19 protein-coding genes are annotated in these 25,916 nt (G+C 44.4%); 2 read left to right on the forward strand and 17 right to left on the reverse strand.

Features of this window, described 5'->3' with window-relative positions:
- Nucleotides 1-7: 7 nt before the first annotated feature.
- From HF992_RS00710 to HF992_RS00775, 14 genes are all read right to left on the reverse strand, one after another.
- On the reverse strand, nt 8-1,234 hold the full coding sequence (locus HF992_RS00710) for a DegT/DnrJ/EryC1/StrS family aminotransferase (protein ID WP_168548150.1): 1,227 nt from the start codon (nt 1,232-1,234) through the stop codon (nt 8-10).
- Between the two features lie 17 nt (nt 1,235-1,251).
- On the reverse strand, nt 1,252-1,971 hold the full coding sequence (locus HF992_RS00715; RefSeq protein ID WP_168548151.1) for a Fic family protein: 720 nt from the start codon (nt 1,969-1,971) through the stop codon (nt 1,252-1,254).
- Between the two features lie 2 nt (nt 1,972-1,973).
- Nucleotides 1,974-3,773: a polysaccharide biosynthesis protein gene (locus HF992_RS00720; RefSeq protein WP_168548152.1), complete on the reverse strand. Its 1,800-nt coding sequence runs from the start codon at nt 3,771-3,773 to the stop codon at nt 1,974-1,976.
- 20 nt (nt 3,774-3,793) lie between these two features.
- Nucleotides 3,794-4,492 (reverse strand): tyrosine-protein kinase, encoded by a 699-nt coding sequence (locus tag HF992_RS00725; protein WP_168548153.1) that lies wholly within the window; start codon nt 4,490-4,492, stop codon nt 3,794-3,796.
- Nucleotides 4,493-4,504: 12 nt separating this feature from the next.
- Nucleotides 4,505-5,182 (reverse strand): Wzz/FepE/Etk N-terminal domain-containing protein, encoded by a 678-nt coding sequence (locus tag HF992_RS00730; RefSeq protein WP_168548154.1) that lies wholly within the window; start codon nt 5,180-5,182, stop codon nt 4,505-4,507.
- Nucleotides 5,183-5,190: 8 nt separating this feature from the next.
- Nucleotides 5,191-5,922, reverse strand: a complete 732-nt coding sequence (gene cps4B / locus HF992_RS00735; protein ID WP_168548155.1) for a capsular polysaccharide biosynthesis protein Cps4B — start codon at nt 5,920-5,922, stop codon at nt 5,191-5,193.
- A gap of 1 nt (nt 5,923) precedes the next feature.
- The gene (gene cpsA, locus HF992_RS00740; RefSeq protein WP_168548156.1) at nt 5,924-7,390 is read right to left on the reverse strand and encodes an LCP family glycopolymer transferase CpsA; all 1,467 of its coding nucleotides are present in this window, start codon (nt 7,388-7,390) and stop codon (nt 5,924-5,926) included.
- Between the two features lie 583 nt (nt 7,391-7,973).
- Entirely contained in the window at nt 7,974-8,882 is a 909-nt protein-coding gene (locus tag HF992_RS00745) for a magnesium transporter CorA family protein (RefSeq protein WP_168548157.1), read from the reverse strand.
- Between the two features lie 448 nt (nt 8,883-9,330).
- A complete protein-coding gene (locus HF992_RS00750) occupies nt 9,331-12,177 on the reverse strand; it encodes an endonuclease/exonuclease/phosphatase family protein (RefSeq protein ID WP_168548158.1) in 2,847 nt (948 codons plus the stop codon).
- Between the two features lie 378 nt (nt 12,178-12,555).
- The gene (locus HF992_RS00755; RefSeq protein ID WP_168548159.1) at nt 12,556-13,146 is read right to left on the reverse strand and encodes an ATP-dependent Clp protease proteolytic subunit; all 591 of its coding nucleotides are present in this window, start codon (nt 13,144-13,146) and stop codon (nt 12,556-12,558) included.
- Nucleotides 13,147-13,540: 394 nt separating this feature from the next.
- Nucleotides 13,541-14,170 carry a uracil phosphoribosyltransferase gene (gene upp / locus HF992_RS00760; RefSeq protein WP_168548160.1) on the reverse strand — a complete coding sequence of 210 codons (630 nt, stop codon included), beginning with the start codon at nt 14,168-14,170 and terminating at the stop codon, nt 13,541-13,543.
- Nucleotides 14,171-14,273: 103 nt separating this feature from the next.
- On the reverse strand, nt 14,274-15,437 hold the full coding sequence (locus HF992_RS00765) for a MalY/PatB family protein (protein ID WP_168548161.1): 1,164 nt from the start codon (nt 15,435-15,437) through the stop codon (nt 14,274-14,276).
- On the reverse strand, nt 15,427-16,527 hold the full coding sequence (locus tag HF992_RS00770; protein ID WP_425505543.1) for a cystathionine gamma-synthase: 1,101 nt from the start codon (nt 16,525-16,527) through the stop codon (nt 15,427-15,429). The genes HF992_RS00765 and HF992_RS00770 overlap by 11 nt, the downstream gene beginning before the upstream one ends.
- A gap of 179 nt (nt 16,528-16,706) precedes the next feature.
- Nucleotides 16,707-18,338 carry a putative polysaccharide biosynthesis protein gene (locus tag HF992_RS00775; protein ID WP_168548163.1) on the reverse strand — a complete coding sequence of 544 codons (1,632 nt, stop codon included), beginning with the start codon at nt 18,336-18,338 and terminating at the stop codon, nt 16,707-16,709.
- A 98-nt stretch (nt 18,339-18,436) separates the two neighbouring features.
- On the opposite strand from HF992_RS00775, the gene HF992_RS00780 reads away from it, so the two are divergent.
- Nucleotides 18,437-19,888 (forward strand): UDP-N-acetylmuramoyl-L-alanyl-D-glutamate--L-lysine ligase, encoded by a 1,452-nt coding sequence (locus HF992_RS00780; protein WP_168548164.1) that lies wholly within the window; start codon nt 18,437-18,439, stop codon nt 19,886-19,888.
- A 191-nt stretch (nt 19,889-20,079) separates the two neighbouring features.
- On the opposite strand, the gene HF992_RS00785 is transcribed toward HF992_RS00780, so the two are convergent.
- Nucleotides 20,080-20,790, reverse strand: coding sequence for a glucosamine-6-phosphate deaminase (locus HF992_RS00785; protein ID WP_168548165.1), 711 nt, complete (start codon nt 20,788-20,790; stop codon nt 20,080-20,082).
- A gap of 148 nt (nt 20,791-20,938) precedes the next feature.
- On the opposite strand from HF992_RS00785, the gene queA reads away from it, so the two are divergent.
- Nucleotides 20,939-21,985 (forward strand): tRNA preQ1(34) S-adenosylmethionine ribosyltransferase-isomerase QueA, encoded by a 1,047-nt coding sequence (queA, locus tag HF992_RS00790; protein WP_168548166.1) that lies wholly within the window; start codon nt 20,939-20,941, stop codon nt 21,983-21,985.
- Nucleotides 21,986-22,133: 148 nt separating this feature from the next.
- On the opposite strand, the gene HF992_RS00795 is transcribed toward queA, so the two are convergent.
- Both HF992_RS00795 and HF992_RS00800 read right to left on the reverse strand, forming a co-directional pair.
- Nucleotides 22,134-22,514 carry a PH domain-containing protein gene (locus HF992_RS00795; protein WP_168548167.1) on the reverse strand — a complete coding sequence of 127 codons (381 nt, stop codon included), beginning with the start codon at nt 22,512-22,514 and terminating at the stop codon, nt 22,134-22,136.
- 429 nt (nt 22,515-22,943) lie between these two features.
- The gene (locus tag HF992_RS00800; protein WP_168548168.1) at nt 22,944-25,787 is read right to left on the reverse strand and encodes a C39 family peptidase; all 2,844 of its coding nucleotides are present in this window, start codon (nt 25,785-25,787) and stop codon (nt 22,944-22,946) included.
- Between the last annotated feature and the right edge of the window lie 129 nt (nt 25,788-25,916).

Below are 25,916 nucleotides of genomic sequence, written 5' to 3' on the forward strand. Positions count from 1 at the left end.
TTTTTCCTTACTTAAAACAAGCTTTAATTGCTTCGATTATAATGTCTTGCTCTTCAGCTGTCATTTTATTATCAGATGGCAAACAAAGTCCTCGTTCAAAAATATCTTCTGAAACCTTGTTAAAATCACTAGCAATATAGGCATTACTATTAGCCCGACCACTGCCCTTAACTGTAATAAACTCATGATTACGGAAAATAGGTTGCATATGCATTGGCTTCCAAATCGGACGCCCCTCTGCATTCAGCTTATCAAGAGCCTCCAAAATTTCAGTCGGTGTCGTTTTGCCCTCTTCCTGAATATAAAGGGCTTCTTGATCAGAACGTACTTGCTTAGCCATAGCTTCTTGATCAATTATCAGACAGCTAAGCCAATAGTTTGGAACACTATTCTCCACATCAAAAGGATTCATCCTGATTGGCAAACCTTTCAATCCTTCTCTATAACGTTCATAAATCGCTTTTTTCTGCGCAATATGTTCTTCCAAATAAGGCAACTGCCCCCGTACAACACCAGCAATGACATTGCTCATACGATAGTTATAACCAATTTCTTCATGTTGGTACCAGCTAGCTGCTTCTCTTGCTTGAGTAGACCACTTCCGAACTTTGTCTGCTTCTTGCTTCGTCCCAGTAATTAAAGCACCTCCGCTTGAGCCAGTGATAATCTTATTCCCATTAAAGGAAATAATCGCATGCTGGCCAAAGGTACCCGTCTGCTGTCCCTTATAAGTCGCACCAAGAGATTCAGCAGCATCCTCCACTAAGATAGCTCCGTGCTTGTCACAAATCGCCTTGATTTCATCAAGCTTAGAAGGTACTCCATAGAGATGAACTAAAACGACTATTTTAACATGAGGATAAATTTCAAAAGCCTTTTCAAGTGCTGCTGGATCCATATTCCAAGTATCATATTCGGAATCAATAAAAACAGGCTCCGCACCCTCATAAACGACAGGATTCACTGTTGCTGAGAAGGTCAGATCAGAACAAAAAACTTTGTCTCCCCTTTTCACACCGGCTAATTTCATGGCTAGATGTAGAGCGGAGGTGCCAGAAGAGAGAGCAACCACTTCTTTCCCCTCTAGGTAGCCTGACAATTGCTTTTCAATCTCATTGATATTGCTACCTGCAGTTGTCATCCAATTCGTATCATAAGCTTCTTGCATAAACTTCAACTCATCCCCATGCATCGTTGGAGATGACAACCATACTTTACGTTCAAATGGCTTCATCAATTTTTATCCTTATCTTATTTCTCTTCAACTCTAAAATACTTCAAATACTCCTCAAACCAATCCTGGGCAGTGAGGCAGTTGTCCATCAGATAGCCGTTGACCTCGACCCATTCGTTTAGGCCTCGGTAGTAGAAATATTTCAAGTCATCTGTGATGATAAACGGCGTTATACCATGCTTCAGGCATTCTTTTAGCATAATGAGGCGACCGACACGGACATTCCCATCTTGAAAGGGGTGAATCCGTTCAAATCGGACGTGAAAATCAAGGACTACTTCCAAATCAACCTTAGTTTTCTGATGGTAGGCTTTTAAAAGCGTCGCGATGTCCTTAGGTACCATCTCAGGCAAGGAGGTTATACGCCCTCCGACTTCATTGGGGACCTGCTTATAATCACCAACCTGAAACCAAGACTTGCGTGCATCTGATGTTCCCTGTTTCAAAAGGCTGTGGATTTTTTTGATCCACTCCTCGGTCAGTTCCTGATCAGCTGTTTCCAGTAAGTAATCAACAGCTCCAAAATGATTCGTGGTCTCAATGATATCATCTACATTGATGACCTCATTTTTGTCGACACCTATGGTATTGGTCTCATAGATATAGCGTGTTTGATCTTCTGTCAGCTGACTCCCCTCAATCTGATTGGAATTATAGGCTAGTTCAATCTGCATTTTATGATAAAGGCCGCCTCGAAGTTGACTCGCCTTCTCGCTCCGTAAATGGTCTAATAACATGCTTACTCCTGCTTGGCATAGGCTAGCAGAGCCTGACGTAATTCCTCTTCATTTTTAGCACCCAAGCTGGCAATAAAAGTTTCAACTTCATCAAGAGGCTTAGTCGTGACCTTACCGACGAAAATCTTTTTGTGAACTTGCTGAGCCACTCTTTCGTCAGTTGATAGTAATTCTTCGTAGAGTTTTTCGCCTGGACGAATACCAGACTCCACAATTTCGATTTCTTTTTCTGTATAACCGCTGAGCTTGATGACTTTTTTAGCCAAATCTTTAATTAAAACAGGTTCTCCCATATCTAAAACGAAAATCTCTCCACCCTTAGCAAGGTAACCTGCTTGAATCACTAGACGACTAGCCTCAGGAATAGTCATAAAATAGCGGGTCATCCTAAAGTCTGTCACAGTCACTGGACCACCTTGGGCAATCTGCTCTTTGAACACAGGCACGACACTGCCCCGACTCCCCAAGACATTACCAAACCGAACCGCAACAAACTGCGTTTGAGTGTCTTCATTAAGCCCTGTCACAATCATCTCTGCTACACGCTTAGTTGCACCCATGACATTAGGCGGATTAACCGCCTTGTCTGTAGAGACCATGACAAACTTAGGGACTCCTGCAGCTTTGGCTGCTTCTGCTACGTTTTTTGTCCCAAAGATATTATTCTTCACCGCTTCTTTCGGATTGTATTCCATCAACGGGACGTGTTTATGGGCTGCTGCATGATAGACAACATCGGGCCTGTACTCCGCTATCACTTCAAATATGCGAGCCCTATCCTGGATATCTGCAATAATTGGAATTAACTCCATCTGAGAACCATATTTACCCGCCAATTCTTTGTGAATCAAATAGATAGAGTTCTCACCGTGTCCCAGCAAGAGTAAACACTTGGGATGGAAGGATGCCACCTGACGACAGATTTCGGAGCCTATAGAACCTCCAGCTCCAGTTACTAGAACAGTCTTGTCGCCAAAATAACTTCCCAACTCTTCCTGATCCAAGACTACCTCTTTTCTTTCTAGAAGATCTGCGACATTGATTTCTTGAAGTGTTTGATTGGAAACATTTCCTAATATGATGTCCTCAACACTGGGCATGTTATTGATTTTAACACCAGTTTCATTAGCAATCTCTAAGATACGCTCGCGCTCTTCTGGAGAAAGCGACGGAATAGCTACCGTTATCTGGTCAACTTCTAACTCTTTGACCAAGCGTGAGATATCATTTCGATTGCCACAGACTTTGACCCCGTGAATAAAGGTTCCGAGCTTATCAGGGTCTCCATCAACAATCCCTACCACATGGATGTCTTTGGAGCGTTCTTGTACTGTTTTGATGAATAGCTTACCGCCTTCACCGGCTCCGACGACCAAGGTTCTCAGCGATGACTCTTTGGCCCGCCCTTTATTTCTGACTCGATGGTCATACAGCGCCTTCCAAATGACTCGGGGTGCAATTATCAGTAGTAAACACAAGACCAAACTGACCGCTAAAAAACGATAACTAGTTGCTCCCCAAGATAGATCTGAAAGAATCCACAAGATAACATGGGCTACTGTCAAGGCAAAAGCAATCGTAACCAAAACTCTTGAATCCGTGTACTTGGTGATGGTTGAAAAAACCTTACCACTGATGGCAATACCAAAATATCCCACGATTAAGACTGCAGCTGAAAACCAGATATAATCAATCGGAGTCTCTAATAAAACAGCTACAAACGCTTTAGCAAAAAAGAGCGATAATAGAATCATTAGACTATCATGCACTATCAATACTAAACGTTTTGTGGACCGTTTCATTTTTCTTTTTCCTACTTTCCCTATTTCCCATAATTCCCATATTGTCCATACTGACCATATGAACCATAACCACCGTAATTATCAACTCGGTGATCGACCTTGTTTAAAATCACGCCCAAAAATTGGGTACCACTCTGTTCCAATTGCTCCTTGGCTTTTTGTATAAATTTCCGCTTGATAGCACCTACTTCTGTGACCAAGACGGCACCATCGCACTGTTGGGCGATGATAGCGGCATCAATTACCAAACCAATCGGTGGCGAGTCGACGATAACGTAATCAAAGACCTCACGCGCTATACTCAGCAACTCTCTAAAGTTTGTATTTTGCAAGAGACTCGTTGGATTAGGCGGTACCTGTCCAGCCATTACCACCATAAGGTTAGCAATATCTGTTTCACAAAGGATGTCTGCCAATCCGCAGTTTCCTGATAGGTAGCTACTTAGCCCTTGGATTTTTCCGTTGACCTTAAAGGTCCCTGACAAGATAGAATTCCGTGTATCCGCGTCAATCAAGAGGGTTTTAAAGCCCGCATTAGCCAGTGAAATCGCTAAATTGACAGATGTGGTACTCTTTCCTTCGTTTGGCTGGACAGAGGTCAGAACAATCGTACGAATGTCTCTTCCGCTAAACTGAATATTAGTCCGTATCGCGTTAAAATACTCTTCCACTTGCTTAGCCAAGTGGGCCTTAGTCTTAACAAGTTCTAATTGTGGCATGTTCTTTTGTTCCTACTTTCCATCCATTTCTGGGACAACTCCCAAGAGGGTCATCCCAAGAATTTCCTCTACGTCTTCAGGTCGAGCTACCCGATCGTCTAAAATTTCTCGCAATAGCACTAAAGCTACAGCGATAAAACCACCCAATAAAATTCCTAATAGCACATTACGCTTGATATTAGGAGATGAAGGTTTAGTTGCTGGTTCCGCCACTTCCAAAGTAGTCACATCTTCAACCTTAGTGATGGTCTTGATTTTTTCAGCTGCAACTTCTCGAACAGCATTGGTCAAACGACTAGCTTCTTCTGGATCATTGTCCTCTACTGAGATAGAGATGATCCGCGTACCAGTAGGAACCTGCACCCTAACCTTGTCTGCTAACTGCATTGGTGTCATAGGCAGGCCCTCGTTTTCAACAACAGCCGTCATCACGTCATTGGACTTGATGATTTCCTGATAGTCCTTAACCAAATAATCCCCAGCTTGAAGGTCCTGAGTGGTAATACTCTCTGTTTTCTGATTGACTACATAGATGCGAGTGGTTGAGGTATAGGCTGGTGTCATCAGAAAGGCGCTAGCCGCTAACGCAAGACCTCCAAAAATGAGAGAGGTAAAGATAATGCTGAACTTCCGACTCCAGAGTTTCTTGAGTAACTGTATCACATCGATTTCTAGTTGACTATTTTCCATGAATTCTCCTAAATATATTCATTATTTAATAAAGTTTTTGCATTGTGAATGAACAAGTCATCTGCCTTGGCTTGCCCGTAACGCTTAAGGATTTGCTGATAAGCGTCTTTCATATAGGACTGTCGATTGGTCAGATTATGCATGTCACTTGATACTACATGAACCAAGCCTTCTTCTAAAAAGTACGCAGCTCTTTTTTTATGCAACTTTGCACCATCTCCAAACAGCTTAGGTTTCGTTGCGCTGAGGCTATTAATCTGAGTGTAACAGCCCATCTTAATCAGTTCGGCTACTCTGTCTTTTTCAAAGGCTAACGCATCGTAACGTTCAATGTGCGCTACCACTGGAGTAATGCCTTGAAAAAGCAGTTTTTGAAGGCCCTTATGAATATCCTTCCAAGGCGTTCGGCCACTGAACTCAACCAGAGCAAAGCGGGTATCGTTTAAGGTTGGGACTTGCTTTTGCTCTAGTTTGTCTAAAATATCTGACGTAAAATAAAGCTCAGCTCCATAGAGCAGTTGCAAATCTGGCAACCGATCAGCTAGAGCTTGTTTGACATGTCGGAAGTGCTCTAAGATCGTTGTCTCAGGCGTTTCAAACATTCCTTTCCGGCGGTGAGACGTTGCAACCACAACCCGGACACCTTGTTGATAAGCATCCTCCAACAGGGCTATACTCTCTTCCAGTGTTTTCGGACCATCATCTACCCCATAAATGACATGGCTATGAATATCAAACATGTTACTTCCCTTCTAAGGTTTGATGAATAGTTGACTTCACTTTAGCAAGACTAGCTTCATCAATGGACATCATGTAGAGGCTAGCGCCCGGCATGGCATAAGATGGCAATTGTCCTGTCGACCCTGTCCCTTCCAAAGATTGTGAAACAATCGTATACTTTTTGCCTGTGGCCAACTGATCATTAACCAGAGCCATCATAGTGGACAAAGGCATATTAGTCTGGACGGAATCCCCAACACCACTTAAAATACTATTAAAGTTGGTCAAAGCTCCGACTGTGGTTAATTTATTGATAATCGCTGATATAACCTTGTTGTGGTTCCGCCCACGGTCACGGTCCCCGCCAGCCAATCCATAGCGCTCACGCGCAAAACCTAAGGCTTGCTGTGAATTCAAGGTGATATTGCCAACGGGGTAATCACCTGAGCCGTTGCTAAAGGCTTGATCGTTATAAACCTCAATCCCGCCAAGGACATCAATCAGATTAAGGAAGGAAGTGAAATTGATTCTCGCATAGTAGCTGATATCAATATCATAGAGATTTTCAAGCGTTGCAATAGAGGATTCAATCCCATAGATTCCTGAGTGAGTCAACTTGTCATACTGATTATTGCCTCCACCGGCAATAGGCACATAGGAATCTCGCGGAGTAGTCGTTAGGACAATTTGATTAGTTGTTCGATTCACTGTCATAATGATATTGACATCTGAGCGCGATACAGAGGTAATCGGTCCATAGGTATCAATCCCACTGACATAGATGTTAAAACTATCGCTCTGACTAATAGGCTTGGCTGCCGCCTCTTCTTTTGGAACTTCTTTTTTGACAGTATAGGTGTAGAGCGTTTTGAGCTTCTCGGCATAGTCAGGATAGACTGTCTCAAGGAGACCACCATATGCACTGTTTAGAATCATGGCTTTCTCATCACCGGCCAATAGTTTCTCATACGCTTCCTGATAAGAAGCAACTGGTTTGGTGAGCAAGTCTAGTGATTTTTCTGATTTAACCTGGGCGAGTAACTGTTCTATATTACTCGCATCGTTATCCGTTGCTGCTAGAACTGTACTGACTTGAGAAAGTTCTGAAATCTCGCTGTCTACTGGGACAACAACACTCATTACGGTCTCTGAAACAGCCGCTGAACGGTTGAGCTTAACACTGACTGTTTCAGTTGTTTTTTGCACGTATAACCCCAGCCCTAAGGCTATAGTCCCAAGAAGAAGGAGAACTGCGCTCACCCATCTCGTTTTACGCCAAATCAAGAGCAACAACCCCAACAAAAAGACCCCTATGATCACCGCAGGGATCAACAAGGAAAGTCCCTTCAAAACCAAGAAATGCTGTTTATAGGCATTAAACAGAAAAAAAGCAGCTATAAGTGCATAAATAACGATAATTCCAACATAAATCCCTAAGGGAATTTTCCAGCTTTCTCGTCTTTGTTTAGAGCTTCTGTGTCTCGACATACGATTACCATTCTTTCTAAAATAAACCAATTCTATCATACCGCTATCACTAGCAGATGTCAAGCCACGCCGTTTAAAATCACGCTAAATTCATAAAAAATGGATGCAACCTTTTTCTGGCACATCCATTTTTCAAAACATTTGAATGAGTACTATATTTTCTATAAGTGGACTCTTGTTTGGTTTTATTTAGTGTCTATCAGAATAAAACCTTAGCTTACAGAAGTTCTGTTAGACGACTTACGTGTAAGCAAGCGCCTAGACCGCAAACCAGCTGCTCTCAAGCCTCAAAAAACCGCGCTTGCGCATTTAAAAACTTCTTTAACTGCCCTATTCTAACCACTTGGTCGACCTTAAAAAGTGGCTGTTTTAAGAAAGACTTAGCCGTTCAAGAACAAGACCGTGAAAAGTTAGGCAATCTCTTGACTGTTTGACCTGTTTTAACCCTTCCGATGATTGAGAGTGAGCAAACTGAAACGGTCTACTCTCTTTGCCATCAATAAACACCGGATCAGTTGACGGCGAAGACTTAGACGATGTCCTATGCCAGGACCACCACCTCTCATACATCAACGCAATTGCCTTATTTTTCTTTTAAAATACTTCTCACCATCCGATAGACGACTAGAAAGACTAAAACGATTATCCCGATAACCATTAGCCAGCCTAGTTTGCTGTTGACCAAGAAATCAGGCAGTGGCACATTGATGCCGAAAAAACCCGTGATAATGTCTGGAGTCGCTAGTAAAATCGACAGGACTGTCAAAATCTTCATGGTGTCGTTTAGCTGGTTGTTGAGGACGTTGTTATAGGTAGACGAGAGCTGCCCCATGGTCTGGGTATTGAGCTCTGCCATTTCCAAAATCTGTCGCGCCTCAATCAAGGCATCGTCCAGCTTTTCCCGTTCCTCATCGCTGAGCTGACGGATTAGACCGTGCGCCGTTAGTTGCTCTAAGACCAAGAGATTTTGCTTGCTATCGGAGCGAATGTAAATCATGCTCATTTCGATATCAGAGAGTGCCAAAAGCCGGTCTTTGGTCGTCCTTTGGCGGATAAGATGATTGGTTTGGGTCAATTCCTTGTCAAGGCGATCGAGAATTTTGACATAGTCTTTAGAAATGACGACCAAACTCCAAAAGAGAAAATCGTAGACGGTTTCAGGTCGGTACTTGGTCATCATCTGATTGAGTCTCTCAAGCAAATAAGCCGTTTTATTCGTTACCAAAGTGGTCACGCGGTTTGGCTTGAGGATAAAGGTTATAGGACTGCTGTCATAGCTGTTATCCTCTTTTTCTTGGTGAATGACATTGTAAATCAAGACCAGACGCCCTTGGTCTTTATCATACTCCAGACGCGCCATCTCGTTTTCGTCGGTGATGTAGGCTGCTAATTCCTCATCAATGGCCAGTCGATCTTCGAGGCTAGTGATATCGGATAAGCTATCCAGATTGATGGCTAGCCAAGTGTTGGTTGAAAATGTTTTAGTGTACATGATTTTCCCATCTATCAAAACAAGCAGCCACAGCGGACTGCTTGTTCTTTTTTATTTATTTCTGCTAGTGCTTGGCAGGGCAAGTGAAGGGTCTCCTCAAAAAACGTGAACCAAGGTCCCAGAGCCTTCATTTTCTGAAGCTCAATCCCTTAAGATCAAGCAACTAGATACCATTCTGGTCCTACTGTGCCATAGTTAAACTTATCCTTGCCCGTTCGCTCGACACACTAGGACCAACGAAACCACTGCTCAGTATCTCCAAAGCAAATAGCTTAACAAGGGAACCGTTCTGGTAGCGAAGCCGTTTGACCTACTAGACTAATCAAGTAGCTTTCACAATTGTAGCGAGCATCCGAGAGTTCAAACAGCTATCCTTCTGCTGTTTGAGCTAAGCATCGGTAAGTTATGGACTCATCCTACTCTGACACTCACCGATGGCAGATCACTCTCATTTTTTGCGAGGCAACTCCCTTATTGACAACAAACTTCCCAATAACAGCAGACCAATCATTATTCCCTTGTTCTCAGTAGTGCCCGTTCTTGGTAGGACTCGTTTGCTACCACGGTTACGGGTTTCTTGAAGGGCTTCTTGCTCTTTGGCATCTGTTGCCTTTTCTTGACGAGAGCTAGCTGAGGTGTTTTGGTTCTTACCCCCAGGTTGCTGACCTGTCGTTGGTGTAGTTGGCGTGCCAACTGATTGGTCATTTGGCCTTCTAGTGGTTACAGACGTTTGAGGGGTTGATTGACTTGTTGGAGGGGTCTGTGTTGTCGCAGGCTCAGTCACTGAGGTTTGTGTTTCAGTGGTTACAGGATTTTGTGTCGTTGGTGTGGGTTCCTGAGGCTTAGTCTGTTCTTTTGGTTCCAATTGCAGTTGCAGGAGCAAAGGATCATGATCTGAAGCTCTGCCATGTTCCTCCATAAAAGGCGAATTTACATGAATCATATCAAACTCAGCTCGTTCCAAGAGATTATTGCTAATCAGAATGTGGTCTAGAGACTGATTATTCCCTTGATAAAAATAGGAGAACCGATCCGCTTCATCGTGACGGCTGACCAAGTTGGACAGGACATCCCCCTCAATCAATTGAAGAGTTCTACGGAACTCAAAGTCATTAAAATCACCTAACATCACAATATTGGCATTAGGGTTTTGAGCGATCCCAGCTTTTGCAAATTGGTTAAGGACTTGAGCTTGCTGATGCCGAGCAACCTCTGAGCCCAATACTGGTGGTTGCACACGGCCATACAAGCCGTTGTCGCCCCGTTTTGAGGATAGGTGATTGGCGACAACCACCACTTTTTCACCTTTAAAGAGAAATTCTGCCGCTAAGGATTTACGGACACCTGCAAAACTAGGGTCCGTTGGGGCAATGCGACCGACACTGTGCATCAAGCTACCATCTGCCCAGTTAACGGCTTCATTGGGCCCACCAATTGGTTTTTCTGATAATTGGACACGCGCTTTGTTATACAAAAATCCTACCCGAATGTTCCCACCTGGCTGACCACCATCAGCGTTATTTTCAGGTGCAATATCCACATAAGTATACTGAGGGCCTCCGAGCGCTTCGATAGCTGCAATCAAGCGAGCAGCACTTTGATTAGCATCAACGACGCCGTCATCTGTAGCCCCATTATTATCCTGCACCTCAATGAGTCCGATAATATCTGGCCCATTCAAATCCTCCACAAAGGATCTTGCAATGCGATTCACCTTTGTTTCTGAAGTTTGTGCAGGGTCAGCTGTGAAGTTCTCAATATTGTAAGACGCGATACTGAGCTTATTCTCAGCTTTGACTAGAGCCGTCTTTTCAGGCAAAAGACCGCCATCATTAAAGGTTGGCAAGGTGTCATTGTTGACAAGAACCTTATAATTGCTGTAACTATAAGAAACTGGCCCAGCTAGTCGTCCAGTAAAGGAATCTCCTGCCTTAGCTACAAAATCTTTCTTCAGCAGCACAGGAACAATTCCGGTATTTTCCTTATCAGCTCTTAAGGAAATCCCATGCGAACCGTTGAGTTGTGCCGTTGAGTTACCAGGAAGAACATAGAGCTCCTTGTACTTAGATGGCCCTAAAATTTTAGCATCGTCTACAGCCACCAACATTCCTTCAAGGGATTCCCAAAAATCAATCGCATCTTCCTCAGGATCAAAGCTACTCAAACCATCATTATCAATGATTCCATCAGGAATCAGACGATCAACACCAAGAACAATTGGAGCTGGCACTTCTGCAGTGCCTGTCTTTTCAATCTGGTTGGCCTTAATTTGCGTAATGGTTAAATCCGTCGTTTCTTTTTCAGCGTAACCACTACCAAAGTATTCTTCCACCGTTCCCGTAATCGTCAATACATCTCCAACTGTTACGCCATGTTTGGGAAGATAGACATTGATCCCATCAGAGGTATGAATATCTCCATCTGGCACTAAGTCTTGAACAAAGAATCGGTTATTCGTGTCAATGTAGGTTACGATAACATCCTTGACTGTCACCGATTTATTGGCATAGGCCGACTCATGGCTGGTGCCTTGAATTTGACCGATTTTCAAGCTCTCCGTTGTTGGTTCAAGAGCAGAGCTTCCTGCCTTTTCAACCACCTCAAACTGGTCTAATGTAAACGGTTTGAGCTGATTATTGCCCTGATAAGTTGACAAAATCCCTGTCAGATTGATCTTGTCTCCTGCTCCAATTTTTCCCATCAGAGTTTCAGCATTAACCCCAGAACGACTATCCAACCGCACAGCTAACTCTTGGCCATTTGGATCTGTTACAGTAAAAGTGGCGTTTTTAAAGCGGTCTGTTGCAATCTCACCTACTGTCAATCCTTTTAGACTGACTAGCGTTGATTGCAACTCAGGAACGAGTCCTCCAATCGTCGTCTCAGTCGCAACAGTTTCATGAGTCGGAGCAATCAATTGATGTTCTGCAATGGAAATCAATTGCAGTTCCCCATTAAAGTGACTCAGGGTTCCTGTTAATTGAACAGAATCCCCCTCATTGTAACCGAGAGCGTTCTTATTGGGATAGATGTAAAGACCAGCACCAGAAGCATCCTGAATGTAAAAACCATTACCTCCCCAAGCATTAACAGCACTGATAATCTTACCTGATACCGTATAGACTTGTCCTTGCTCACCAGTCGTCCGCAAATCCGAGAGCGCTGTGACTGGGCGTTCTTGCTCTGTCGCTTGAACATAGCTAGGCACTTCAAACTGAGCTTGAGTTATGGGTTGGCCATGAATTAGCGCCGCTGTCAAGACTGAGGCACTAATGAGATATATGCTCTTTTTCATAAGAATCCCTTTCTTTTTTTAAGCGTTTTCAAAGTTTATTATACCATATCGCCAGATTGTCTGACAAGATTTTTTCAGCCTTCAACACAATTTTAACAACCTATTCCTCAAATGCCTCAAGCTAGTTATCCTTTAAAGGGAAACGATTAGAAAGATCGTACGACAGTCGTCAAATCTTAGGAACATGTCTGCTTAATACTACCATTATTTATTCTTTAAGGCAATCGAGTCATTGTAAGCATTCTTAATCAAAAAAATCTATCAAGAAAACTTGACAGATTTTTTAACCATTTAGATTGGTCTCCTTTTGAGCATTCCGGTTCCCTATTCACCAAGAGACTTGTCAGCTTTAAGAAGCGATTGCTGGTGAAAGCGAGCCTACTTCAACTCTGTTTTTTCCATAATGGCATCAATAAAGCCATAAGCCAAGGTTTCCTCAGCCGTCAACCAGTAGTCACGCTCGGCATCCTTGTGGATTTGCTTAACCGTTTTGCCTGAATTTTTCGCCAAGATTTTTTCCAAACGGTCACGTGTCTTAAGCAAATGTTCTGCAGCAATGGCCATGTCTGTCTGCTGGGTTCCACCACCTGTACCACCCATTGGTTGGTGAATCATGTACTCCGCATTTGGAAGCATGAAACGTTTGCCTTTGGCACCGCTTGAAGCAATAATAGTCCCCATGCTGGCCGCTGTTCCCATGACAATGGTCTGCACATCTGCCTTGATAAAGTTCATGGTGTCCACAATGGCAAGTCCTGCTGAAACAGAACCACCAGGCGTATTGACATAGAGGTAAATATCCTTAGTCGGATCTTGGGCATCCAAAAAGAGGAGCTGGGCAATGACGGAATTCGCCATATTATCCTCAACTGGCCCTGTCAACATAATGATACGGTCTTTCAAGAGCCGTGAGTAAATGTCATAAGAGCGCTCACCACGACTGGTTTGTTCAATAACAACTGGAATCATATACTTCCCTCACTTCATTTTCAATTCTATTATGGGGACTATTATACTAGTTTGGTCAAAAAAGGTCAAACAAAAACTCTTGCCTGGTTAGCTCAAAAGAAAGGGTTCAACAGATGTCGCCTCTTTCTTCCAGGAGATTTCTATTTCTCCCCTCAGCAATTCATTTTCAGGAGTCTGCTAAATAGGCCCACTGGACCTCCTCGCTCTTTCATTTCTGGGCAAGGACCTAAATAGGTCCACTGGACCTCCTCGCTCTTTCATTTCTAGGCAAGGACCTAAATAGGTCCACTGGACCTTCCTTGCGCTTTCATTTCTAGGCAAGGACCTAAATAGGTCCACTGGACCTTCCTTGCGCTTTCATTTCTAGGCAAGGACCTAAATAGGTCCACTGGACCTATTTAGTCCCAAACAATCTGTCGCCCGCATCTCCAAGGCCTGGAACAATATAGCCGTTTTCATTGAGTTTTTCATCGAGGGCTGCAACATAGATTTCCACGTCTGGATGCGCTTTTTGGAGCATCTCTACCCCTTCTGGTGCTGCGACGAGACCGACAAACTTGATGCTAGTCGCTCCACGTTTTTTGAGGGAATCTACTGCTAGGACAGCCGAACCACCTGTCGCCAACATAGGGTCCACACAAAGAACAACTCGCTGGTCAATATCTTCTGGTAATTTAACGAGGTATTCAACAGGCTGGAGTGTTTCCTCATCACGGTACATACCGATATGACCAACCTTAGCTGCCGGTGTCAAACTCAAGAGCCCATCAACCATCCCGATACCTGCTCGCAAAATTGGGACAATCGCCAATTTCTTGCCTGCGATTTGTTTCTGAACCGTCTTTGTGATAGGCGTCTCAATCTCAACGTCTTCTACTGGTAAATCGCGTAGGACTTCATAGCCCATCAGCATGGCAATCTCATTGACCAACTCTCTAAAATCCTTGGTCGAAGTGTCCTTGCGTCTCAAGATAGAAAGCTTATGCTGAATGAGTGGATGTGAAATAACTTGAAAATGTCCCATGTGGACCTCCTTTTATTTTACTTCATAAAAGTATATCAAAAAAATGCCAAAAAATCGCTCATCAAACGATATTTTTGACAGGTTTCTCTATTTTGGTGTACGGTTAAATGTCTCTGAACGTTTCAACCAAACGATCACAGGCCTCTACGATTTTTTCAAAAGGAAGAGCCAAATTCATCCGTGCGTGTTGACGCCCTGCCTGGCCAAAGGCCGTCCCTTCATTGAAAAGGAGTTTGGCTTGGTCATGCCATTTGGCATATAAGGCCTTATCATCTAAGCCATAAGCCGAGAAATCCAACCACATCAGATAAGTCGCTTCTGGCTTCATGACCTGAATCCGAGTCGCTGTTTCTAAGCGTTCCGCCACGTAATCAGCATGCTGCTCAATCTGTTTGCGCAATGCCTGCAGCCACGGGTTCCCTTTTGTGAAAGCCGCTTCTGTAGCAATCATACCAAGAGTTGGCACTTCGTGTTGATTATTGGCCAGTCTTTGGCCAATAAAAGCTTTGCGCAATTTCGGATTGGCGATAATGGCCATACTATTTTTAGTCGCAGCCAGATTAAAGGTTTTAGTAGCGCTACTTAAAACGATCGAAATAGCCTTAAAGCGTGGGTCTATGGTATTAAAGCTGGTGTGCTGATTGCCATAGAGGGTAAGGTCGCGGTGAATCTCGTCGATAATCAAGAGGACATCGTGTTTCAGACATAAGTTCCCAATCCGCTCTAATTCTTCTCTAGTCCAGACGCGGCCACTTGGATTTTGGGGATTGCAGAGCACATAGGCTTTGACATCCTGCTCGGTCAGCTGTTTCTCCAGACGTTCAAAATCAATTTGATAGCGTCCTTCAACTTTAACTAGCTCATTTTTCACCAATTGCCGCTCCAATAGCTGGATAGTCCTTGGAATCGGGCCATAGTAAGGCGTGTTGATGAGGACACTATCCTCAGGCTGGGTCAGAGCTTGCAGGGCAATAGAAATAGAAGGGACTACCCCTGAAACGAAGAGGATTTCTTCTTCTAAAACAGGATTTGAAAAATGCTCCGCTTCCCAATCAATCACTGCCTGATAAATGGTTTGACTGCTGTAAGCATAGCCGTAGTCGCCTGTTTTTACATAATCTAACAGCGCTTCTTGGATCTCCGGAGCAATTGGGAAATCCATATCAGCAATCCCTAGTGGAATGTAGGCTGAATCCTTTGCCACTTCCTGCCATTTGATAGCATGTGTCTTTAGACGATCGGTTGTTTGCGAAAAATCATAGGCCATTACACACCTCCAAGGCGGCTTTTAGATCCGCTATCAAGTCATCTGCATGCTCAATCCCAATAGACAAGCGCAGAAGGTCATCGGTTAAGCCGTAGCTTTCTCTCACTTCAGCTGGAATGTCCGCATGGGTCTGCGTTGTCGGATACGTCACCAAGCTCTCTACCCCACCAAGACTCTCTGCAAATGTAAAGACCTTGATGTGATTGAGGAAGTCTGGAATTTTCTTTGGATCAGCTATTTTAAAGGAAACCATGCCCCCTTTTCCAGGATAGAGTACCTCCTTGACCTGTGGATGGCTCTTTAAAAAGGCCACTACGCTTTGAGCATTTTCTGTTGCTCTCTCCATTCTCAAAGCTAAGGTTTTCAATCCTCGCATCAAAAGATAGCTATCAAACGGTGATAAGACAGCACCTGTCGTATTGAGGTTGTAAAATAATTTCTCATAAAGCTCCGTCTGATCCGTAATCACTACACCAGCTAAGACATCGTTATGGCCCGATAGGTACTTGGTCGCTGAATGTAGAACCAAATCAGCCCCATCCTTAATCGGATTCTGATAAATAGGACTGTAAAAGGTATTGTCGACGATGACCTTAGCCCCTTTAGCATGCGAAGCTTGAATAATCGCTGGCAAATCGTACTCCACCATCAGGGGATTCGTTGGTGTTTCAACATAGACGACATCATACTCCCCCTGTTTAAGCTCCGCTAACAACTCTTCTTCACGTTCTACATAGGTAAAGTCAAAACGCCCGGCCGCTTGCTCTTGATTGAACCAACGAAAAGAGCCTCCATAAAGATCACGTACCGCCAAAATTTTAGTTCCAATTGGAAATAAACTAAAGGCCAAGCTAATCGCCGACATGCCCGAACTGGTCACCAGAGCATACTTAGCATATTCAATAGCCGCCAAGGTTTCTTCGAGGTTCGAGCGGGTCGGATTCTTGGTTCTAATATAATCATATCCTGTAGACTGGCCAAACTCTGGATGTTGGTAGGTCGTCGAAAAATGAACCGGACTGACCAAGGCACCCGTTCTGGGATCCTTATTAATACCTGCTTGTGCCAAAATCGTTTCTAATGCTCTCACGTTCTTTGCCTCCAAATGCATTTGCGTTTCCTCTATTGTAGCACGTTTTTAAAAGCAAGGGGACAGCCTGCCTTATTGTTATTGACCATGGCTAGCTATAGCTATCACCTATAGGAATATTACAAGGCCTTCTGTTCACAAAAACCCTTCTGATTTTTAAACAAACCAGAAGGGTATTATCACTTCATTTTTAAGCGATGGCGTAGGCGATCTGCCTTGGGTTTACCAATCACGAAATCAATCGAGCGGGTTGCCAAACTCATCAGCACATAAAGACCACCTCCAATGGTCCCTCCCAAGATAAGATGAACCATACTTGAAGAACGGCTCGTTACAGGAAGCAACCAATTGAGCAAGAGCTCAAGCACTAGCACAACCAGGCCCATTGCTAAGGTTTGAAGAATAATCAGAAGCCCCCGATTGAAAAACAAGACCTGGTCAAACCCTGTAATTTCCTTTATTCTTCTAGCCATTAGAACCACTGGGATAGCCAATCCTGCTGCCGTTGCTAGAATTGGACCGTAAGCATGAAAAATGACAATGAGAGGCAATTGCAACGTCAATTTCACAAGAGCCCCATAAAGGAAATACTTGACTGCATTGCGGTTTTCAAACAAAGCCTGAAGCATAGGTGCAAGAACTGTGTAGACCCCTAAAATCAGAGTCGTTAACATAGCCAAGACAAAAAGACTTAAGGCCATGCTATCAGGAAGACCATAGAAGGTTGTGTAGAGGGGTTTGGCCAAAAGAATGGAGCCCAAGACCGCTGGCAATAGGAAGACTATCAGCATCGTTAAGCTATTGAGAATCAATTTAGCTGAGGCCTGGCGCTCCCCTTTGACTACATTCTCCGTCAACAAGGGAATACCTACACCACCGATAGCTGTCGCGACCGAGATCAGAATCATAAAGATTTTATTGGGATTGGCTGAAAAATAGGAAAAGAGAACCTCTAACTCCGCCTGACTCCTGTCCGTTAACAGAGACATGGTATTGATAAAGGAAAACTGGTCAATCAGCTGAAAAATTTGAATCGCTGCGCCAGTCACAATAAAGGGGATTGCCTCTTTTACCGTCTCCAGCAAAATGGCTCTGCTGTTAATGGCTTCTGAAGGAGCCGCTGTTTCTAAAATCGGCTTCATTAACTTTGCTTTCCACAGATAGTAGAGCAACACCACTACACTAGCCAACATTCCAATAAAAGCCGCAAACGTCGACTGGGTGACCGCCTTGACATAATCTCTTGATCCCACCTGCATGATGAAGAAAGTCACAAGCAACATCCAAATTAAACGGATCAACTGCTCGACAACCTGACTCATGGCATAGGGCTTCATGTCATTCAAACCTTGGAAAATCCCTCTGACAATACTCATCGCAGGGAAAATCAACACCGCCCAGGACAGACTCCGCATAACTGGCACTAGCTCGACCTCAACCCCTGACAGCCTTGCAAAAAGTGGTGCTCCTAGGTACATCAAAGCCCCAAAAAAGAGTCCCAGTCCCATCATAAAAGCTAAAGCGACTCTGATAAGCTTAAAACTCATGTCAGGTTTACCCATTGAATTATACTTAGCAATCTGCTTGGCCACGGCAACGTTTATCCCAGCCGTTGACATGTTCAAAAAGATTGCATAAATGGTATACCCCATACTGAAAAGGGCATTCGCCTGATGGCTATGCTCCCCCATCCAGATGAGCCAAGGGATGACATACAAGGCCCCCATCAGGCGACTAGCAAAATTGCCAACCGTCAGCCAAAGGGTACCTCTCACCATCTGGTCTTGTTGGGTCACAGCTTGATTGGACATGATCTATTCCACACTTTCTAGACAGACATTTTATCTTTCTCATTATAAACCATTCTTTGGGACTTGTAAAACTTTGACTTTAGTTTTACAATAAGAGTATGTTAAATCTAAAAAATATCCTTTCGATTTTAAAAAACGACCATAACTTCCGCCAGATTATCTTTGAAGACCAATACGCTTTTGATTGGGAAGACCAGACATTCTCTGCCATCTCCTACGATAGCCGTCAGGTGTCTCCAGACACGCTCTTTTTTGTCAAAGGAGCGAACTTTCAAAAGGCCTATTTGGAACAAGCTATCAAGGGCGGATTAAGCTTTTATATCTCGGAAAAAGACTATGAGGTTGCGATTCCCCTCATCATGGTTAACGATGTCAAACAGGCAATGAGCCTCCTAGCGATGGCCTTCTACGACAATCCCCAAGACAAGCTTAAGCTGCTAGCTTTTACAGGAACCAAGGGGAAAACCACTGCGGCTTACTATGCCTACAATATCCTGAGCCAAAGCCATAAGCCTGCCCTGCTCTCTACAATGAACACAACTTTAGACGGTGAGACTTTCTTCAAATCCCAACTTTCCACCCCTGAAAGTCTGGATCTCTTTCGTATGATGGCAGAGGCCCTTGCCAACGGCCGCACTCACCTCATCATGGAAGTTTCCAGTCAAGCCTATCTGGTCAAACGCGTCTACGGACTGACCTTTGATGTCGGTGTCTTCCTGAATATCAGCCCTGATCACATCGGACCGATTGAACACCCGACCTTTGAAGATTACTTTTACCATAAGCGCCTCCTGATGGAGCATAGCAGAGCAGTGATTGTCAATAGCCAGATGGAGCATTTCTCCCTGGTGAAAGCACAGGTCGCCAATCGTCCCCACGATTTTTATGGGAATGACTCAGACAATCGCATCAGCAATGCCCAAGCTTTTTCCTTCGATGTGACCGGAAAATTAGCTGGTCACTACGACAGCCAACTCATCGGACATTTCAATCAAGAAAATGCGCTAGCTGCTGGACTTGCCTGCCTCAGACTAGGAGCTAGTCCTGAAGATATCCGCTTAGGCATCGCGACTACTACTGTCCCAGGCCGGATGGAAGTGCTGACCCAGGCCAATGGTGCCAAGGTCTTTGTAGACTACGCCCATAATAAAGACAGCCTTGAAAAGCTGATCCAAGTCGTTCAAACCTTCCAGAAAGGCAAGCTTGTGCTAATCATTGGGGCACCTGGCAATAAGGGGCAGAGCCGGCGTAAGGATTTTGGAGACCTGCTCAACAGGTTTCCTGACATTGAGGTCATCCTGTCCGCAGATGATCCCAATTTTGAGGATCCTGCTGAGATTTGCCGAGAAATCGCCAACCATTTACAACGTCCTTATCATATCATCGTTGATCGTGAAGAAGCTATCAAAGAAGCCCTTTCCAAGACCCAATCTGCAAATGATGCTGTCATCATCGCTGGAAAAGGCGCGGATGCCTACCAGATTGTCCAGGGGCAACGAGACGAAACCTACCCTGGGGATCTGGAAGTTGCCAGAAAATGGCTTGATTAAAGCAAATCAAGCGCAAACGGCTCTTGGAGCTCCAAAATAGCGATCGTCAAAAGCACCCTAAAAAAGGGAGCTCTCACCCCTTGATGACCCCTTCAAAAGTCCTGAATCCCAAAAGACTTCGTTTCCTTCCATCATTTTAAGCGATCAAAAAGGAGCTCTTTTCTAACCGAGAAGACTGCTCCTTTTTCTGTTTAGTTGTTCTTGTACTGGCTAAGGGCTGCACTATCAGCAATGATAACCACATCCTCATGGCGCTGAAGGATCGAAGCTGGCAACTCTTCCGTCACTGGCCCCGAAATCAAACCTGCAATCGCATCAGCCTTCTCAGCACCATAGGCCAGTAAAATAATGGTCTTGGCCGTCATGATGGAAGCAATACCCATGGAGATTGCCTGACGTGGCACCTCTGCTTCATCTTCAAAGAATCGTGCATTGGCTTCAATGGTCGACGCTTGCAAATCAACCACATGGGTCGTCTGAGTAAATGGCGTTCCAGGCTCGTTAAAACCAATGTGGCCATTACGACCGATTCCTAAAATCTGCACATCAATCGGATGTTCTGCAATTAAGCGGTCATAGGCTAAGGCTGCTGCATCTAAATCCTCTGCTAACCCATCTGGCACATAGCTCGCCTTGAAAGGTTTGGCTTTAAAGAGTTTGTCTTCCATGAAATAGCGGTAACTTTGGTCATTGTCTGCAGACAATCCAACATACTCATCTAAGTTAATTGAAACCAAATCTGAAAAATCCACATCGCTCGCCACCAATTGACGATACAACTCGATTGGAGACGAACCCGTAGCTAAACCCAATACCTTAGCGCCCATCGCGATCTTATCGCGCACCAAGTCGTAGGCAATCTTGCCGCCCTCCACTTGATCTCTCACCTCAATAATTTTCATGCTCTGCCTCCTATTGAAAACCTTTTCTAATTCCATTATATGGTATAGACCAATTTTTGTCAAGCCTAATCCGCTGAAAAATGATATAATGAGAAAGCTGTCTAAGGAACTCTGGTTCTCGACAAATCTTACTCCGATAGGGAAAACTATGAATACAAACGACTTTGATTTTGAACTTCCTGAAGCATTAATCGCTCAAACGCCTCTAGCTAAGCGAGATGCTTCAAGACTTTTAGTACTTAATACCCATCAAAAAAGCTTGGTTGATAAGCACTTTGATCAGATTATCGACCACCTCAATCCCGGAGACGCTTTGGTCATGAACAACACCAGAGTTTTACCGGCGCGTCTCTATGGCCAAAAAACTGAAACCGGTGGGCATGTCGAACTGCTACTCTTAAAAAATACAGAAGGGGACGACTGGGAGGTTTTAGCCAAGCCTGCCAAACGCCTTCGGGTTGGTACCCAGATTTCTTTTGGCGACGGGCGGTTAACGGCAATGATCTTAGAAGAGTTAGAACATGGTGGCCGAATTGTCCGTTTTAGCTATGACGGGATTTTCTTAGAAGTGCTGGAATCCTTGGGAGAAATGCCCTTACCCCCTTACATTCATGAACGACTGGAGGATCGTGACCGTTATCAAACCGTCTATGCCAAAGAAAACGGCTCCGCTGCTGCACCTACAGCAGGCCTTCATTTCACTCAGGAGCTTCTTGAACGGATTGCTGCCAAGGGCGTCAAACTTGTTGAACTGACCCTTCACGTTGGCCTTGGGACCTTTAGACCCGTTTCTGTGGATGATTTAGACGATCATCAGATGCATTCCGAATTTTACAGTCTCAGCCAGGAAGCTGCAGAGACACTGAATGAGGTCAAGGCTGCTGGCGGACGGATTGTCGCTGTCGGCACTACTTCCATCCGTACTTTGGAAACCATCGGTTCTAAATTCGACGGTCAGATCCAAGCAGACTCTGGTTGGACCAATATCTTTATCAAGCCCGGCTATTCCTTTAAAATCGTCGATGCCTTTTCGACCAACTTCCACCTGCCCAAATCGACCTTGGTCATGCTGGTCGCCGCCTTTGCTGGAAGAGAATTCGTCCTGGAAGCCTATGCCCATGCTGTCCGTGAAGGTTACCGTTTCTTCAGCTTCGGAGATGCTATGTTTATTGAAAAATCATCTGAAAATAACTAAAAAATCATTACAAAAAGTCTCAACCATAAGATTCTAGGAATCACGGTTGAGACTTTTCTGTTAAAAGATTTTATTTATGATACCTGATTGTTGCATGTTTAGCCTATCAAAAGATATCTCAAGCAATCTCTCACATTTGCAACTCAGGTTAAGCTAGGACAGCAGCAGCCAAGGCTTGCTGAATTTGAACGACACTTTTGTCACTCTTAAATTGTAAGATTTCTGCCGGCTGGCTAGCTGAAGAAATCCAAATCTTGAGCTCAGCATCCAGGTCAAAATGGCCTGATGTTTCTACCGTAAAACGGGAAATAGACCGATAAGGCAGAGATTTGTAGGAAACTTTTTTTCCTGTCACCCCTTGCTTGTCTACCAAGATCAACCGTTTTTCTGTAAACACAATCAAGTCCCTGACCAACTGAAACGCTAGATTGACCTGTTCACCCGGCACCAAAATATCTGCTAATTGTTGCTCAACCTTCTCCACATCTTTTTGAGAGGCATTGCCCAACAAACCTGAAAATAGTCCCATAAAATCCTCCAATCATTTGTTACCTTATTATACCGAAAAAGAAGAGGCTGGACAATCATTTCCAACTCTCTTCTGCGAATAAGGGAAAACGATCTAGAAAATCGCACGGTAGCCACTAGTATAAATACGACTTAGGTCCTGAAAAGCGCCTCTATTACCAGGGGTTATTCTTGCTCAAGTTATGATTTCTGGCGCATCTCAAAGAAGGAAACCTCACAAGTCTGTGGTGACAAGATGGCTTTTCAGGCAAGGAAACAGGATGGCTCTTTGAAGCACAGGAACTCTATAGAGAAGTTAATCCAAGCCAAAGAGGCAAGTCAATTCAGCACCAACCACCTAAGTACCTCCCTGTAATCACAAGAAATGACACACTTGATGAGGAGGCCTTTTCCAAGACTCTCACTCTACGACCACTCACCCAAAAACTTGCTAATCTTCTCTACGATGCCATCCCAGCACAGGCAACAAGGAAACGATTCCGAAAGCCAGTAGATGGAATGAATCAACAGTCCCAGTTTGAGGCAAGGTTTTAATCTTTGCAGAGTCCATAAAGTTCATTTTTGCCTTGCTTACCGGAGTGGTATTTTTTAACAACGGTGTCACGGCAACAATCTGCCCCAGTTCATTAACCACTGGAACTCCCGAGGCTGAAGGAATAGATTGTTGTAATTGCTGATATTTTGAAGGGATATAAGACACCGTCTCAGGAGACTGATAGACTGTTGGAGTGATTAACTGCTCAGCCCTGTACCGCGCCAATAAGTCGTCATAAACCTTCTGCAACTGTTCTTGAGTAGCAACTCGTTCTTGCAGTTCTTTTTCTGCTTGGTCTAATAAGGCACTCTCTTCTTTCAATCGTTGCTGTGCAGCACTTAGAAGACTTTGTTTCTTAGCTAACATTTGAGGAGCTTGTTGTAGACTTTCTAAATAAGCTTGTGCCTGTTTCAGAGCTTCTGTTTTTTCAGCCTGGGCTTGTCTTAGAGCTTGCAGTTGTTGATTTGATTTCGCTAAAATCTTCCGCAACTCTTCTAATTTTGCCCTTTCCTGATTACGATTCTCTTGCGCCTCTTCCAAAGCTTTCTGGTCCGCTTTCAGAGCTTCCTTAGCCTTATCCAATGCAGCCTCACGCTCTTGGAAGTTTAAGTTGAGTTGTCGTTCAGCCTCTTGAGTAAGTGCCAGATTTTTCTGGGCTTGTGCTTGGTTTGCTAAGGCCTTGGATAAGCGATTTTGAGCAGTAGGTACACTAGCTTCCTTAGCCAACAGAGCCTTGTGGGAGGCTTGAGCTTGACCTAGAGACTCTTTTAAACTAGCAAGAGTAGATTGAGCACCTGCTTGTGCCTCTGTCTTAGTAGCGGTCACTTTCTTGGCCTCAGTTAAACGAGTAGACAAGTTTTGATAACGTTCCTGAGCATTCTTTAATTCTTGGGTAAGTTGTATCTTGTCCGCCTGGGCTTTTGCTACAGCTCGGCGCGCCTCATTGACGGTTTCTTGACGGTTTGCCTCAACCGCTTTTGCTCTCTCTAAGCGGTTTTTTGCACTAGACAGTTGATTGCCTGATTGAGACAGTCGAGCAACTTCACCTTCTTTACTTGCAACGGCCCCAGTCAACTGATTGACTGTGTTTCGTGCCTGAGCTAGTCCAGACTTAAGTTGTCTTAAGTTAGCTGTCGTAAATTGGACAAACGGCGTACCCAATCCCGCTGTGTCGATAGCATCTGTGCTTTGCTCAGCCCAGAGATTAGCCAATGGATACCAGCCATTATTGGTCCGCGTGTAAGGATCATAAACATAGGTATAACCATTGGAGAGGCCATGTAGTAAGATCTGGTGTGTATAGCCGACACCCCAAGGGCTAAATTTATTTTGCTGAACAGCCGCTGTGACTAAATTTCCAGCTTCTAAAGCCTGCACGACACTCGCATAGTTGCCTAAGGTTGTCGCTTCTAGGCCATAGTGACGCGCTGCTTGGAGTAAGCCCTGACCAGAAGTCCCTTGGAAATTCTTGTTAAAGTGATTACTGTTATTGTAGAGATAGTGTCCCACTTCCAATGGCATGACTGTTTTTCCAGTCAGTTCAGTGATCGCCATCGCCAAAACAGTCGGCGCACAGCCTGTTGCACCAAAAGTCCCGTTTCCGATACGGTAGGTGATCCAATTTGGATCCGTTTGAACATAAGTTTGCAGACTTCCAGGATCAGACGGGCTAGCTGCTTGATAGGCCTGGGTTAAACGCGCTAAGTTCTGAGTAGCTTGAGCTAGCTGTGTGCGATTTCGTTTTAATTCTTCTTGGGCTTGCTGGAGAGCTTGAGCCTGGTTTGTTGCCGATGCTTGCGCTGTCGCCAATGCTTGCTCCGCAGCCTTAACCATGCTCTGAGCCTTAGACAAATCATTCAAGGCTGTATCCAATTGCTTGGTCGCTTGCGTTTCACTAGCATTAAGCGAAGTTTTTAAATCTGCGATTTGTTTTTGAACAGCTGCAACATCGACCGCTAAGCCATCTTCAACCAGTTGCGCTTCTTTCAAATCTGACGTTGCAGTTGTCCAATTTTCAGTTGCTTGCTCAACCGCTTCTTGTTGTGATTCAACTCTTTCCTTAGCCTGCTCTAACTCTTTAGCATGATTTTGATCTGCTGTTTTAGCCTCTTCCAATGCTGTCCGAGCTTCTTGAACATCTTCATTTGCTGTTTTAACAGCAGTCTGAGTTTGTTCTAATTGTTCCTTAACAGCCTGTTCAGCTTGACCATCGACCAGTTTCTTAGCTTGATCAACTTGCCCTTGACTCTCTGAAACGGCAGCCTGTGCAGCATCCACCTGACTGTCAGCTTCTTGAACGATGGTTTCTTGTGCCTTAACAGCTTCTTCTGTCTGGGTCATTACTGTTTCAGTACGCTCAACAGCTTCCATCGTCTCTTTTAGCTCTGTATCTGCTTTCTCAACCGCCTCAGTTGCTTGTTCCACAGCTTCAGGAGTTGCCACTTCAGCCAAACGTTCCGCTTCAGAAGCTTCCGTTGTCAATTGGTTGACCTCAGATTTAGCCTCTGCTTGTTCCTCTTTTCTCGCCTCTACCAGTTCTGTTTGCCCCGCAGTTTCAGCTTTCGAAGCTTCTAAATCCGCCTTAGCCTCATCAAGATCCTTTCGAGTGACCGGCTGAGTTGCTCCCTCCGTTTGGGGCGAAACAGGCTTGACCTGCTCTTCAGCCCTGACTGGATTGGCTACGCTGAGACTTGTCGCCGCGACAGCAACTGTTGCCAATAATGTTTGAGACTTATTCATCTGGTTTTTATCCTTTCATCATCTTGTTTACAAGTGCTTATTCGCTTTAATTTATCAAGTCTTCCCTCTCCGTTTGAATGGGTGTTCCTCATTCTTGAGCAAGTAGATACTAGAATACCCACTCGGTCA

Origin of the sequence: Streptococcus ovuberis (genome assembly GCF_012396585.1) — a bacterium.
In the GTDB taxonomy this organism is placed as follows: domain Bacteria; phylum Bacillota; class Bacilli; order Lactobacillales; family Streptococcaceae; genus Streptococcus; species Streptococcus ovuberis.